Below are 14,138 nucleotides of genomic sequence, written 5' to 3'. Positions count from 1 at the left end.
CGTGGCGAGGCAGGCGGCGAACCTGCCCGCCAGGTAGTTGCTGAGGGGGCGTGGGGCGAGCGCGTGGCGGGCGCTCCGAGGGCGGCGTCGGGTTCGTCGGAGGCTGGAGCGGTCGGGAGAGGGCAGGTGCGTCGTCATTGGCACTCCTGTGTCCAGGCAGCGCCCGAGCGGCACTGCTGACCGGATCTTCAATACCGGAGTTTATGCCACGGCCGAACTGGGGTAAATAGACGGTAAATCACCCGGGAAATGTTCCGGGTGTCGTCGGGCGCCTGGCTCGGCGGTCGGTCTAGAGGCGGTCGGTCTAGATCTGGCCCACGGACAGCACGGTCAGCACGACCTCGCCGGCCTCGTCGCTCGCCGCCAGGTCGATCAGCGCGGTGATCGCCCAGTCGCGGTTGCGGTCGGCGTCGTCGAGCACCTGCCGCACCCACCACGTGCCGGGCTCGACCCGGCCGCTCACGCCGTCCTGCCCGCCCGAGCCCGTACCGCCGCCGCTGCTGCCGCTGCCGCCGGTCGGCAGCTCCGCACCTGGCTCGAGGATCGTGAGCAGCGCGGCCGAGCGCGCCTCCGGTCCGATGCCGACGGCGTCGTCGCCCTGCTCGTCGAACAGGGGATCCAGCGCGTCGCCCCACGCGTCGGCGTCCCAGCCCTGGTCCAGTGCGGCCAGTGCCGGGTAGGCCTCGCGTGCGATCAGCTCGACGCGCCGGAACATCGCGTTGCGGACCAGGCGCCGGAACGCGCGCGGGTTCCCGGTGACGGGTCGCGCCGGTGCCTCGGCGCCGGCGTCGGCGAGCTCGCCGTCGGTCACGAGGTCGGCATCGTCATCCACGGGATTGGCCAAGCGCTCCCACTCGTCGAGCAACGAGGAGTCCACGCCGCGCACGAGCTCGCCGAGCCACTCGATGATCTCCTGCACCTCCTCGGTGCGGTGCTCGTCGGGGACCACCTGACGCACGGCCCGGAAGGCGTCGGCGAGGTAGCGCAGCACCACGCCCTCGGTGCGCTCCAGGCCGTACACGCTCACGATCTCGGCGAACGTCATGGCCTTCTCGACCATGTCGCGCACCACGGACTTGGGCGAGAGCTCGGCGTCGGCCACCCACGGGTTGGTGCGGCGATAGGTCTGGAACGCGGGTTCGAGGAGGTCGGCCAGCGGCTTGGGCCACGTGACCTCCTCCAGCAGCTCCATGCGCTCCTCGTACTCCAGCCCCTCGGCCTTCATGGCGGCGACGGCCTCGCCCCGCGCCCGGTTCTGCTGGCCCATGAGCACCTGACGGGGGTCGTCGAGCGTCGCCTCGATGACAGAGACGACGTCGAGCGCGTGCGTGGGGCTCTCGACGTCAAGCAGGTCCATGGCGGCCAGGGCGAACGGCGACAGGGGCTGGTTCAGCGCGAAGTCGCGTGGGAGGTCCACCATGAGGCGGGCCGACGGACGGTGCCGGCCGTCGGCGTCCGGCACCCGGACCTTCTCCACGACACCCGCGAGCCGCAGCGAGCGGTAGATGCGGAAGGCCTGCCGCACGTGCTCGGCCTGCTGTGTCTCCGAGTCGTGGTTGGCGGTCAGGAGGTGGCGCATCGCGTCCACGGGGTCGGTCGGGGCGGTGTGACCGGGGCCGGTGCCGGTGCCGTGGCTGGAGGCGCGGGCCAGCACGTTGAGCACCATCGCGTGGTTAACGCGGAACTGGGAGACCAGGGGCTCGGGATCGGCGTCGCGCAGGCGCTCGAACGTGGCATCGGTCCAGTTCACGCTGCCGGACGGCGCCTTCTTGCGGACGATCTTCTTGAGCTTCTTCGGGTCGTCGCCGGCCTTGGCCAGGAGCTTGCGGTTCTCGATGACGTGCTCGGGCGCCATGACCAGCACCTCGCCCACGGTGTCGTACCCGGCGCGGCCCGCGCGTCCGGCGATCTGGTGGAACTCGCGAGCGCTGAGGTGCCGCATGCGCTCGCCGTCGAACTTCACGAGGCTCGTCAGAAGCACCGTGCGGATCGGCACGTTGATGCCGACGCCGAGGGTGTCGGTACCGCAGACGACTTTGAGCAGGCCCTTCTGCGTGAGGCGCTCCACGAGGCGGCGGTACTTGGGCAGCATGCCCGCGTGGTGCACGCCCACGCCGTGCCGCAGGAACTTGCTCAGGATTTTGCCGAACCCGGTGCCGAAACGGAAGGCGCCCATCTCCGCGATGATCGCCTCCTTCTCGGACTTGCTGGAGACGTTCATCGACAGCAGCGACTGTGCGCGGTCGACGGCGTCCTTCTGGGTGAAGTGCACGACGTACACCGGGGCGCGGTGCGTGGTCACCAGCTCCTGGATCACCTCGGTCAGCGGCTCGACCACGTACGAGAAGGTGAGCGGCACGGGGCGCTCGGCGCCCGCGACCTCGGCGACCGGCCGACCCGTGCGCTCCTCGAGGTCCTCGCGGAGGCGGGTGGTGTCACCGAGGGTGGCGCTCATCAGGATGAACTGCGTGTTCGTGAGCTCCAGCAGCGGCACCTGCCACGCCCAGCCGCGCTGCGGGTCGCCGTAGTAGTGGAACTCGTCCATCACGACCTGGGCGATCGTGTCGTCGTCGGCGGCGGTGTCCGTCTCGTCGGCGGCGTCGCCGCGCCGCAGGGCGAGGTTCGCGAGGATCTCGGCGGTGCAGCAGATGATCGGGGCGTCCGGGTTCACCGCGGAGTCACCCGTCATCATGCCGACGTTCTTCGAGCCGAACGCGGCGACCAGGTCGAAGAACTTCTCGCTGACCAGCGCCTTGAGCGGGGCCGTGTAGTAGGTGCGCCCGCCGCGCCCGGACCGGTGCGCGGCCAGGGCGGCGAACTGCGCACCCATCGCGACCATCGACTTGCCGGAACCCGTGGGGGTCGCGAGAACCACGTGGGAGCCCGTCATGACCTCCAGGAGGGCCTCCTCCTGGTGCGGGTAGAGCGCGCGCCCACCCGCCGCGGCCCACTCGCCGAACTTCTCGAACAGGACGTCCGGATCGGGGTCCTTGCCCGTGGGCGCGGGCAGGTAGGGGATCAAGGTCCCCGCCGGCCTCGGGGCGCCCGACGTGGCGGGTCGGTCGGCGGAGGTGGGGGTCGAGGTTGTCGACGTCGTCGAGGAGGGCGCGGTCATGATGCCGCCCATTCTTGCAGGGGGTGAAGCGGGACGACGATGTCGGGTGGGCTCGCTGTTACGGGCGAGGTGTTCGCGTGGTGGGGAGACCGTCGTGCCGTAGTTGCGCCGAGGGAGTGCGACCACAGGGGGCGTCATTGACGAGTTGTGCACAGATTTCAGTTCTGGGCGTTGTGGTGGACGTTTGTTCTCTACGGTGGTGATGGATCGAGGCTCTGGTGGCTGTTTCCTCGGGCTCGATCTGGTGCTCGTTCTGGTTCTGGCCCGGTTCCGGCCCGGTTCTGGCACGGTCCTGTTCGGGTCGTGGTGGTGTGCGAAGGAGGTGACGGCCGTGGTTCTCGAGGCGATGCCTCCGGCGGGAGGCGGGGCGGGTTCCCCGCGTGGGGTGGCGGACGTCGTCGCCGACCTGGGGCGGATCGTCGACGAGCTCGTGGAGGTGGCAGGCCCGGAGGCGCTGGACGTGCTGGAGTCGGCTGGTGCTGGTGCTGGTGCTGGTGCTGGTGCTGGTGTTGGTGTTGGTGTCGGTGAGGTGGCGGACCGGCTCACGGTCCTGTCGCCGGTGCTCCGCAGGGCGGTGCACCGCCTCGATGTGCTGCGGGTGTCCTGGCTGCCCAGGATCGAGGCACACGGCCTGTGGGCGACCGACGGGTCGAGGACGTTCCCTGCGTGGCTCTCCCGGCGAGAAGGCGTGCGGTTCGGCACGGCGAGCCGCGACGTGAAAGCCGGACGTCGGCTCGCCGCGCACCTGCCGGCCACCCTCGCCGGCGCCCTGGCCGGCCGGGTGGGACCCGAGCAGCTGCGCGCGATGATCGACAAGGCGCCGACCTCGGACCTGCGCGCGGAGGCGCTCGCCGAAGAGATCCTGGTGGACCCCGGCGTGACCGAGCTCGAGGTGACCGGGGGAGCTGGGCCCGACGACGGCGAGGCCGCCGGGGGTGCTGGCGACGAGAACGCTGATGGTGGCGCTGCTGATGGTGACGCTGCTGATGGTGACGCCGGACCGACCGGCGTGACGATGACGGGCGAAGAACTGCTGCTGACCCACATCGACCTGAACACTCCGGACGGCTTCCGGCGCATCGTCGACCGGTTCGCCGACCAAGCGGACCCCGACGCCGACGAGCGGGGCTACCGGATCGCGAAGGAGCGCGAGCACCTCGAGCTCTCCAAGACTCTCGACGGTTTCCACGTCAGGGGGTTCCTCACCGACGAGCACGGTCACGCGCTGAGCGCGGCCCTCGGGTCCGTGATGGGCAAGCCAGCGCCGGGCGACGACCGGACGGCGACCCAGCGGCGCGCGCAGGCGCTCGCGGACCTTGCGCGCTCCGCGCTCGACAACGGTCGTACCGGTTCGGGGTCCGCGGTGCGGCCGCAGATCAGCGTACTGGTGTCGCTCGACGAGATGGAACGCCTGGTCGCGAGGGTTGGAAGCGAGGATGCTGGTGCTGGTGCTGGTGCTGGTGCTGGTGCTGGTGCTGGTGCCGGTGCCGGTGGCGCTGGCTGTGGTGGTCCTGCCGGCGTCGCTGGCTGTGGTGGTCCTGCCGGCGTCGCTGGTATGGGCGGCCCCGCCGGTCCGGGGCAGGGTCCGGGTCCGCGGCGGGGGCGGGGCGCGCGTCGGGCTACTGGTAGCGGGGGAGCCGCTTCCGTGCGGTCGGGTGCAGCGTTCGAGTCGATCCCGCCGACACTCACCGGGGACGGGCGCGACAGCGTCATCCCGAGGAGCCTCTTCCGTCGGTTGGCCTGCGACAGTGCCATCACGCGGGTCGTCTTCGGCCCGGACGGCGCGGTGCTCGACATCGGACGGGCGCACCGGACGGTGACCGGCCAGATGCGCCGAGCGGTCATCGCCCGAGATCGGCACTGCGTCTATCCGTCGTGCGACCAGCCGCCGTCCCGCTGCGAGGTCCACCATGCCGTGAGGCACTGGGCCGACGGCGGTGAGACCTCCGTGGCCAACGGTGCCCTGCTCTGCTACCACCATCACGATCTGGTCGACACGACCGACGTCACCATGCGCTGGCGCGAGGGCGTCGGCGGGTGGTCCTTCCGGGACCGGCACGGCCGGACGATCGCAGATCCCGCTGCACCGGCCGAGGCGGCGCTCCCCCTCGGTCCGGGCGGGCCGCCGGACTGGGCTGCGTGACGGCGCCCTGGCGGCGCCTGGCATCGCTCATGGCGCTCGGCAACGGCTGCGGCGCCGGTGGGCGGCGCTTGTTACGCCGGCAGCATCCTGCGGTGCCCGGCAGGCAGTGTCCGGCAGGCAGTGTCCGGCAGGCAGTGTCCGACAGGCAGTGTCTGGCAGGCAGCGCATGTGGCGTTGGCAGCGCCTGGTATCGCCCGGTATGGCCCCGGTATCGCTTGGGGCTGTGTCTGGTCTCTCTACCGAGCTTCGGTCTGCGTGATGCCGGTCGGCTGGTCACTCGCTGGCTGGTCACTCGCTGGCTGGTCGCTCGCTGCCTGGTCACCCGCTGCCTGGTCACCTGCTGGCGCGTTGGCCGGGCTCGCATCGACGCGCTTCTCGCCGGCCTGCACCGCGATCACCCCCGCGAGGATCAGCGCGCCGCCCACGAGCTGGATCGGCTGTGGCAGCTCACCCAGCAGTAGCCAGGCGAAGCCGATGGCGGACACGACCTCGAACAACCCGACGAAGGACGACAGCCGGGGGCCGAGCAGGCGGCCTGCAGCGATCCCGGCGACGTACGCGAAGCCGGCGGTGATGATGCCCAAGCCGACCACCGGCAACCACCAGGGCACCGCCGTGCCCGCGTATACCGGCGGTGCCGTGCTGTACTCGAGCGGCATCAGCCCGGTCGCGCCGAGCGCACCCAGAGCCACGGTGGCCGTCGTCAGGCCCCCGGCGGCGAGGGCGAGCGGCGGCAGACCCGTGTCGACGTCCGCGTTGATGACGAAGTAGGTGGAGACGCCGAGCATCGCCACCAGGGCCCAGGCGATTCCGACCGGATCGACGGCGGCGGCTCCCGGCGCGCCCGAGACCAGGTTCAGCACGAGCACCAGCCCGACGGCTGCGAGCAGCGTGCCGCCGATCGTGGCCAGGGTCGGGCGTTGTCCGTGTCGCAGCCAGAACCAGAGGACCACGGCCGCCGGGGCCGTGTACTCGATGAGCAGCGCCGGGCCGACCGGCATGTGCTGGACCGCCGAGAAGTAGGCGAACTGGCAGCCCGCGACCGACACCGCGCCGTAGACCGCGATCAGCCCGAGGTTCTTCCGCACGGGTCGCCAGTCACCGCGCAGCGACACGATGCCGAGCGGCAGCACCACCAGGGTCGCGATCGCCACGCGCACCAGCACCATCGCCCCGGGACTCCACCCGGTGTCGAGGAGGCCGCTGGCGAACACCCCGGACAGGCTGAATGCCACGGCGGACGCGCCGGCGAACAGCAGGCCCAGGGTGAGGTGTCGTGACGGTCCGGAGGGGGCGAACCGCCGCCTGTTCGCTAGAAGTCCGCTCCGGGGCGCGACGCCCGACCCAAGGATGCCGGAGCTCGGAACGCGAGGCGCGATGATTCCCAGCTCTGAGGTGCCCGGCCCGGAGATGCCCGGCTCGTTGGTGTCAGGTGTCACAGCGCCCATGAGTCCTGACGCTACGGGTGGGTCGAGTAATGTGTCAATGTGGTTTTCACTCATGACACCGAGGAATCGCTCCAGGCCGCCGTCGTGCTCGTGAACGCGGCTGAGCCACCGGTCTCGATCTCGACGGTGGCGGACCTCGACGAGTTCTTCGCCGGGCAGGGGTACACGGGCCGCCACGACAGCACCCAGGCAGAGCTGGACGAAGTGCTCGGCCTGCAGCCTCGACTACGCGAGCTGCTCACAGCGGACCGCGACTCGGCGGCCGGTCTCGTGAACGAGATGCTTGCCGACGCCGGCGCGGTGCCGCAGCTCGTGCGACACCCGCCGGCCGACTGGCACATCCACGCCGTGCCGAGCGATGCGCCCCTCGCCGCCCGCATCCTGGTCGAGACGGCGATGGCGATGGTCGACGTGATCCGCGACGACGAGCTCTCCCGCCTCGCGGTGTGCGCCGACAACGACTGCGAGGGGATCGTTCTCGATCTGTCTCGCAACCGGTCGCGTCGGTACTGCTCCACGACCTGCAGCAACCGCAATGCCCAGGCCGCCCACCGCGCGCGGCGGGCCAACCAGGCGACGGCGGCCCAGGCCGGCTGAGCGGGTCGGGCCGGCTGAGCGGATCGGCGGACCGACCGGATCGGGCTGGCTGAGCGGGTCGGGCCGGCTGAGCGGGTCGGGCAGGCTGAGCGGATCGAGCGGGCCGAAGGAACAGGGCGAACCGGGGATCAGTCCTCGACGATGTAGCGGGTCCTGCCCGAGGCCATGGCGGCGACGATCGCCTCGGCTACCCCGGCGACGTCGTCCGGCAGATCGCGCAGTACGACGCCCGGCGGGCCGGCGGGGCGTAGCGAGGGGGCCGAGCCGGCTGGGCCTTCTGAGCTGAGCGAGCCGGCGGGGTCGACCGCGCCGGGGAGCGTCGCCCGGACGAAGTCCTCGTGCATGTGCCGGGCTGCGTCGAGATCCGTGAAACCGTGGCCTGTGCGCGTCTCGACCCGCTTCAGGCAGGTCTCCACGGGCGGCAGCAGCACCACGTAGTCGAGCGCCTCGACGCCGCTCAGCCGGGCGAACGCAGGCAGGAACCAGGGGCCGATCACGCCGTCGTAGACCACGGCCATGCCACCTGCTGCGAAGCCGCCTGCGGCGGCCGCCGCGGCGCGGACGGTCGTGTCGTTCTGGGTGTGCGACTCCGGGAGCCACGGCGGGATCATCCCCCGCCGCAGGAACCGGAAGAAGGCGTCGCCCTCCACCAGCACGCTCGGTTCCCAGAGGTCGGCCAGGGCCTCGGAGACCGTGGACTTGCCCGAGCCGGGCGGGCCGGTCACGACGAGCAGCCCCGGGGCGACGTCGTCGACCGTTGCCCCGCTCATCCGAGGTCCCACAGGAAGCGGTAGTAGGCCACACGGTCCGGGTCCTCGTCGATGCCGTAGCCCTCATAGACGAGGTGGTCGTAACCCTCGCCGTAGTTCCAGGCGAGGCTGTAGGTCGCGACGGCGAGGTCGGCCCAGCGGTCGGCGACGCCGAGGCCGCCGAGGTCCACGTGCCCGGCCCACGCGCCGTCGTCGTCGAGCAGGGTGTTGGGCGCGCAGGCGTCACCGTGGCAGACCACGAGGCGGTCGTGGTCGGGAGCATCGGCGGCTCGGGTCCGCGCCTCTACCGACCAGCCGACGGCAGCGTGACCCCGTGCGGCACGGTCCTCGGCGACGGCGATCCGGTCCTCGACGCTCCAGGTCCACGGGCACTCCTCGACCGGCAGGGCGTCGTGAATCGCCCGGAGCCCGGCCCCGATGGCCCGGGCCGCGGTCTGGGGCTTCGCCAGCCAGTGCGGGTCGACGGCGGAGCGGCCGGTCATCGCGACCGTGACCAGCCACTGTGCCTCGTCGTCGGACCCCACCTCGAGGACCTGCGGCACCGGCGTGTACGGCGCTGCCCACCGCATCCGGGCGGCCTCGTTGGTCAGGTCGACCCTTTCGGTCGTGGCCCGGTCGTTGTACGGCATCCACTTGACGAAGTAGGGGTGGTGCTGGCCGCCCGGGTCGACCCGGAACGTGAGGCCGCCCAGCTCGTTGCGCCAGGCCGGGGTGATGAGTCCGTCGCCGGCCAGGTCACGCACGACGTCGGGCACCGAGGCCGCTTCGGTGGGGATGGTCATGGGGCCAGCGTCGCAGACCGGGTCGCCTGACCACGAGGTGAATTCCGCGCGCGTGCGGTGTGCCGGTTTCGCCTCCGCCGAAGGATGTATGTGCGCCCGCCCAGATCGCCCGAACGGCTGACGCGGCCGCGGTGCGTCCGGGACAGGCTCGGACCATGGTCACCAACCCGTCGTCGAGCACGTCATCACCGCAGGCATCGGTACCGCAGGCATCGGCACCGCCGGGGTCATCGCTGCCGGGGTCAGCCCTGCCCGATTCAGCTCTGTCGGATCCAGCTCTGCTGGATTCAGCCCTGCCGAATACAGCCCTGCCGAATACAGCCCTGCCGGATTCGGCACAGCCGGCGACGGTGTCGTCAGGCCCAACGGGGGCGACCGGGCGCATCCTCGCGCTCGACGTCCTGCGGGGGATCGCGATCCTGGGCACACTCGCCAGCAACGTCTGGCTGTTCAGCACCCCGGGCGGCCCCGCCGCGTGGATCTCGGACGGGTTCGCGACGGACGACCCGGCGCGGACGGTGCTGCAGGCCCTGTCCAACGGGAAGTTCCTCGCGCTGCTCACGCTGTTGTTCGGGGTGGGGCTGGAGCTGCAGTACCGGTCGATGGTGCGGCGCGGCATGCCGTGGCCCGGCCGGTACCTGCTGCGCGCCGGGATCCTCCTGGTCGAGGGCTTCCTGCACTACGTCCTCGTCTTCGAGTTCGACGTGCTGATGGGGTATGCGATCGCGTCCGTGCTCGCCGCCTACCTGATCGGGCGGAGCAACAGGGCGGTGCGGGTCTGGGGCGGCGTGGTGGCCGGCGTCTACGTCGTGGCGATCGCTGGCCTCACCGCGCTCCTGGCAGTGACCTCAGACGGGTCCACGGCTGGTGAGCCCGCGGCCGGTGCGTCTACGGCTGGTGCGTCGGGAACCGGGGGCGGGGCGTCCCTGTCGACGGCGAGCTGGCTGGACCAGGTTCTGGTGCGACTCACCTACATGGACGTGTTCCGCATCGAACTGCTGCTGATCGTGCCGTCGGCCACTGTGCTGTTCCTGGTGGGCTCGCGTCTCGTGCGTGCCGGTATGTTCTCCACGACGCCGGACGGCGCGCGGCTGCGCCGTCGGCTCGCGTGGGCCGGGCTCGGGTTCGGCATTCCGCTGAACGCGCTGACGACCTGGGCCGGGCCGACCTGGGTGCTCGTCGACCGGTACCTGGTCCCGCCGTTGGTGGCGCTGGGCATCCTCGCGCTCGGCACCACGCTCGTCGCCCGAGCACATACGGCGAGCGGACCGGCGAGCGGACCGGCGAGCGGGTCGGGGAGCGGGTCGGGGAGCAGGCCCGGCCTGCTGCGGCGCGGCGTCGAGGGGATCGGTCGGACGGCGCTGTCCTGCTACGTGCTGCAGAACGTGCTTGCCTCGGCGATCTGTTACGACTGGGGTCTCGGCCTCGCGGGCGGCGACGCGTGGCAGGTCGTTCTGATCTGGGCGGTCATCTCGCTGATCCTCATGGTGGCGGCGCCCCTGTGGCTGCGGCGGTGGCCGCGCGGCCCGATCGAGCTCGTGATGCACCGGGTCTACGACGCGCGACGCAGGTGATGCGGGCCGGTCCGTCGGCGCGGGCGTTCCGCGCGGCGTACCCGGACCGCCTCCTCGGCGTCCCACAAGGCCCGGTAGTAGGCCGTGCGTTCGGGGTCGGGCGCAACGCCGTAGGCAGCCAGCACCAGCGGCTCCAGGCCGGGGCCGTAACGGCGGGTGACGCTGCGCGTGGTGACGGCGATGTCCGACCAGCGGTCGGCCACGCCCAGGTCGCCGACGTCGACGTGAGCCGCGAACCGGCCGGCGCCGTCCAGCAGGGTGTTCGGGACCGTGGCGTCGCCGTGGCACACGACGAGGCGGTCGACGGGCGGCGGGTCGGCCAGGGCGGCGGGAAACCGGACGTGGTCCGGTCCGGAGGGCATGGAGGACGTGGAGGACGTGGGGGACGTGGAGGGTGTAGGGGATGTGGGGGACGTGGAGGGTGTAGGGGATGTGGGGGAGGTGAAGGACGCGCTGGATGCGGGAGGCGCGGCGGATGCGGGAGGCGCGGCCGACGAGGAGGATGCGGAGAGTGAGGTAGGTCCGGCGGAAGCAGCGGGCTCGGACGGTGGGTTTCCGGGGAGCACCGGGACTGCTGAAGCCCCCGAGCGGAGCGCGGGCTCGGTGATCCCGGGCGCCGCGGACGTTGCGGACGTCGCGGGCGCCTCGGACGTCGCTGGGACTGTGGATTTCGCTGGGACTGGGGATGTCGCCGGGACTGCGAACGTCTCCAAGGCAACGGCCGGCCCGAGGCCATTACCTTGCAGGGCCGCGACCCTCAGCTCCGCGGTGCGGACGAACGGGCAGGTATCCGTCGGGAGCGCATCGTGGAAGCGGCGCAGGCCCATCCCGATTGCGATCGCCGACCGCTGGGCGAGGGTCCGCCACCGGGGCTCGATGGCGGAAGTCGCGATCGCGTCGTCCGCATGGACAGCCTCGGTCAGGAGCCAGGCGCCGTGTGCGTCGCGCCCGGCGTCGAGCACCCGGGGGACCGCCGTGAATGTGCCGGCCCAGACGAGCCGGTCGGCCTCGGCGACCGGGTCGGGGCAGGACGAGAAACGGGGCACCCACTTGAGGTACGAGCTCTTGGCGTACCGGTGCTCACGGGGCGGAATCCCGACGTTCTGGCCCCCGGAGTGCTGATTCCGGAGGCGCTGGCCGCTGGAGTGCGGACTCCCGGGGAACGGATCCGGTGCTGACCGGGAAGTCGCTGCGCCCGGTGGTTTCCGCCGGTCCTCAAGGCGAGCGGTGAAACCGCCGTACTCGTTGCGCCACACGGGAACGACCGTCGTGCCGGGCCGCAGTCGTCCGGCCAGGATGTGCACGACGGGTGGTACTTGGACGGGCGTCGGACTGATGCCGACAAGAGCGCTCGACACGGACCTATCGTCCCATAGAGCGGGTGAAAAATGGCTCCGGGTTCACAGCGCGGGCGGGTACTGGGCAACCCGAGGCGCCAGTTGCTCAGGTGGTCGTCAACGCGTGGGCGCCGCCGCGGTGTGAGCCCACCCTTGAATGAGGGCCACGCGTGAATGCCTCGCGTGTGGGCCTTGTGCGAGGGCCTCGCGTGTGGGCCTTGCATGAGCACCATGTGAGCGTTGCCCCTCTGCGGGCGCCGCCACCTCGCGAGCGCTTGGAACGCGTCCGGGCCGGGTGTCCGACACGTGTGATGGCGTCAGCCACCCGGCCCAGAACGGAACGGTGCGGTGGACGGTGCGCTGGACGGTGCGCTCCGGACGGTGTGATCTGGTCCGGTCATGCGGTCCGGTATGGAAGGTCGGGTCCCGTCAGACCGCGCTCAGGGCGCCTGGGCCCAGCTTCTTCGTGCCGAGGGCGGCTGGGGCCTGTGAGCCCGACTCTGCCGGGGCGTCGGCCGCGGCCGAACCGGACACCGTCACGTCGACGCACTGGTAGAACGCGTTCACGGTGTCGGCGATGTTCCAGCGGGCGAAGATGGTGTGGTCGCCCGCGGGCAGGCCGCTCAGCGTGTGCTCGACGGTCGCACCGGGCTGTGCGCCGCCATCGTCGAACGTCTTGAAGAGCTGGCCGTCGACGAAGTACTCCCAGGTGGACGTGGAGTGCCGGGCGGTGATCTGCCAGCGGAACGTGGTGTTGCCGCTGATGGTGGTGCGCGGCCAGGCCAGGGAGTCGTCGTCGAGCACGGTGAAGCCGCTGCCGCCCGAGCACTGGGTGGAGCCCTTCGGTGCCTCGACGCTCTGCGGCTCGTACTGGAGGCCGCCGCAGTCGAAGCTCACGGCACCCGTGGCACAGTGGTCCGCGCGGCTCGGCGGGCTGGTGATCCAGCCGTGAGCCTGCGCCTGCGGCAGCAGGGCGTTCGGGGCGGAGACGAGGAAGGCTCCTGCGAGTGCCAGGGCGGCGAGCGCGGAGAGCAGGAGTCGGGTCGGCGGGCTGGCGGTGCGTGCGCGATTCACGGTGATGCCTTCCGTAGTTCGAACGGGACTGCCGGTCCAGGCGTGGCTCGGCGGTCTGCCGGGGCTGCGGTGGACCAGCGGGTGAAATTCGGTGATGGCGTCGAACCTAGGAAATGTTCGCGTTGCTGACAATGAGGGTGAATTCGTACGCGGTTCCCCGTATTTCGTCACTTCGCTGACCCTGGATCGACCCCGGGTTGGCTCCGGGATGGCTCCGGAACGGGTTTGGAGCGGCGTCCGATTGATCCCCGGAGCGGCGTCCGATCGGCCTTGGGTCGGCGCCCGGCCGGTCGCTGAACGCGAGAGCGGCCGCTGCCCCGAGTCGGGACACCGGCCGCTCAGTGCGGACCTTCATGCGGTTGGGTCTCTGCTGCCGTTCCGGCCTCAGCGAACCGTTACAGCTGCGCGGCCAGCAGGCGCCCTCCGCCCAACTGCCGGTCGGCGTCGACAGCGGTCTTGGCGGCGCTGGACCCGCCGCCGACGTTCACGTCCATGCAGGCGTAGAACGCCATCGCGGTGTCGTACACGTTCCACCGGGCGAGGATCGTGTGGTTGCCGCTCGGCAGGCCCGAGAGTGTGTGGGTGACGGTCGCGGGCGGCGTCGCCCCGTTGTCGTTCACGGTCTTGAACAGCCGGCCGTCCACGAAGTACTCCCAGCTGGCCGTGCGGTGGAACGCGGTCAGTGTCCACTGGAAGGTGTGCGTGCTGCCGATGTTCGTGCGGGGCCAGGCCAGCGAGGCGTTGTCGAGCGTCGTGAAGCGGCTGCCGCCCGAGCAGAGCATGGACCCCTTCGGCGCCTCGACGCTCTGCGGCTCCCATTCGACGCCGTTGCAGGACCAGCTCACGGTCCGCTTGGCGCAGTGGTCCTGGCGGCTCGGCGGAGAGACGACCCAGCCGTGGGCCTCGGCCCTGGGGGTCATGGCGCTGGGTGTGGCGACCAGTGCCGTCAGGGTCAGGGCCAGCACGGCGAAGATGCCGAGCACGACTCGGGTGACGGGTGTGTGCGGTGCGGTTGCTCTCATGGCGCTCACCTCGTGATCTGAAGTTGGGAATTGCCTGGACTGCTCCTGAGTGCTTGGGTGCGACGATCCGACGCTAGAAAACGGCGGTACCCGGCGACAAGTAGGGCAACTACGTACTCGGGTGCGGGTACGTGTAAGCAGTTCGGGGCGCGTCTTGGGTGAGATGGTGCGACCGCGGGGCGGTCCGACGGCGGGCTGCGACGGCGGGGCAGTGCGACGGCAGGGCAGTGCGACCGCCGGCCGGTGTGTCGGCGGCGGGCGGTCGGCAGACGCGGC

The 14,138-nt window shown here is 71.2% G+C and carries 11 protein-coding genes; 4 read left to right on the top strand and 7 right to left on the bottom strand.

The window, feature by feature from the left end; all coding sequences use genetic code 11:
• Positions 1–304: 304 nt before the first annotated feature.
• Positions 305–3,115, bottom strand: a complete 2,811-nt coding sequence (locus PROKR_RS29755) for a DEAD/DEAH box helicase (protein WP_245606031.1) — start codon at positions 3,113–3,115, stop codon at positions 305–307.
• A gap of 331 nt (positions 3,116–3,446) precedes the next feature.
• Here PROKR_RS29755 and PROKR_RS37755 point away from each other — a divergent pair, with 331 nt between their 5' ends.
• The gene (locus PROKR_RS37755; protein WP_245606030.1) at positions 3,447–5,258 is read left to right on the top strand and encodes an HNH endonuclease signature motif containing protein; all 1,812 of its coding nucleotides are present in this window, start codon (positions 3,447–3,449) and stop codon (positions 5,256–5,258) included.
• Between the two features lie 236 nt (positions 5,259–5,494).
• Here the strand turns inward: PROKR_RS37755 and PROKR_RS29745 are convergent, their stop codons facing one another.
• Entirely contained in the window at positions 5,495–6,706 is a 1,212-nt protein-coding gene (locus PROKR_RS29745; protein ID WP_245606029.1) for an EamA family transporter, read from the bottom strand.
• A 39-nt stretch (positions 6,707–6,745) separates the two neighbouring features.
• On the opposite strand from PROKR_RS29745, the gene PROKR_RS29740 reads away from it, so the two are divergent.
• On the top strand, positions 6,746–7,303 hold the full coding sequence (locus tag PROKR_RS29740; RefSeq protein WP_036971399.1) for a CGNR zinc finger domain-containing protein: 558 nt from the start codon (positions 6,746–6,748) through the stop codon (positions 7,301–7,303).
• A gap of 128 nt (positions 7,304–7,431) precedes the next feature.
• On the opposite strand, the gene PROKR_RS31185 is transcribed toward PROKR_RS29740, so the two are convergent.
• A complete protein-coding gene (locus PROKR_RS31185; RefSeq protein WP_051433509.1) occupies positions 7,432–8,073 on the bottom strand; it encodes an AAA family ATPase in 642 nt (213 codons plus the stop codon).
• Positions 8,070–8,855, bottom strand: a complete 786-nt coding sequence (locus tag PROKR_RS29730; RefSeq protein WP_036971398.1) for an aminoglycoside 3'-phosphotransferase — start codon at positions 8,853–8,855, stop codon at positions 8,070–8,072. The genes PROKR_RS31185 and PROKR_RS29730 overlap by 4 nt, the downstream gene beginning before the upstream one ends.
• Positions 8,856–9,205: 350 nt before the next feature.
• Between PROKR_RS29730 and PROKR_RS29725 the strand changes: the two genes are divergently transcribed.
• Complete coding sequence (locus PROKR_RS29725; RefSeq protein WP_036971395.1) at positions 9,206–10,429, top strand: DUF418 domain-containing protein; 1,224 nt, start codon at positions 9,206–9,208, stop codon at positions 10,427–10,429.
• Here PROKR_RS29725 and PROKR_RS37750 read toward each other — a convergent pair.
• Positions 10,408–10,791, bottom strand: coding sequence for a phosphotransferase (locus tag PROKR_RS37750; RefSeq protein WP_051433508.1), 384 nt, complete (start codon positions 10,789–10,791; stop codon positions 10,408–10,410). The two genes, PROKR_RS29725 and PROKR_RS37750, sit on opposite strands and share 22 nt — an antisense overlap.
• On the opposite strand from PROKR_RS37750, the gene PROKR_RS37745 reads away from it, so the two are divergent.
• The gene (locus PROKR_RS37745; protein ID WP_051433507.1) at positions 10,790–11,551 is read left to right on the top strand and encodes a hypothetical protein; all 762 of its coding nucleotides are present in this window, start codon (positions 10,790–10,792) and stop codon (positions 11,549–11,551) included. The two genes, PROKR_RS37750 and PROKR_RS37745, sit on opposite strands and share 2 nt — an antisense overlap.
• Before the next feature lie 644 nt (positions 11,552–12,195).
• Here the strand turns inward: PROKR_RS37745 and PROKR_RS29710 are convergent.
• The gene (locus tag PROKR_RS29710) at positions 12,196–12,840 is read right to left on the bottom strand and encodes a lytic polysaccharide monooxygenase auxiliary activity family 9 protein (RefSeq protein ID WP_084800774.1); all 645 of its coding nucleotides are present in this window, start codon (positions 12,838–12,840) and stop codon (positions 12,196–12,198) included.
• Positions 12,841–13,235: 395 nt separating this feature from the next.
• The gene (locus tag PROKR_RS29705; RefSeq protein ID WP_084800773.1) at positions 13,236–13,862 is read right to left on the bottom strand and encodes a lytic polysaccharide monooxygenase auxiliary activity family 9 protein; all 627 of its coding nucleotides are present in this window, start codon (positions 13,860–13,862) and stop codon (positions 13,236–13,238) included.
• Positions 13,863–14,138: the final 276 nt, after the last annotated feature.

It is taken from the genome of Promicromonospora kroppenstedtii DSM 19349 (assembly GCF_000515355.1).
Lineage (GTDB): Bacteria > Actinomycetota > Actinomycetes > Actinomycetales > Cellulomonadaceae > Promicromonospora > Promicromonospora kroppenstedtii.
The sequence above is the reverse complement of the archived record's forward strand: the minus strand, read 5'-3'. Positions and strand labels throughout refer to the sequence as shown.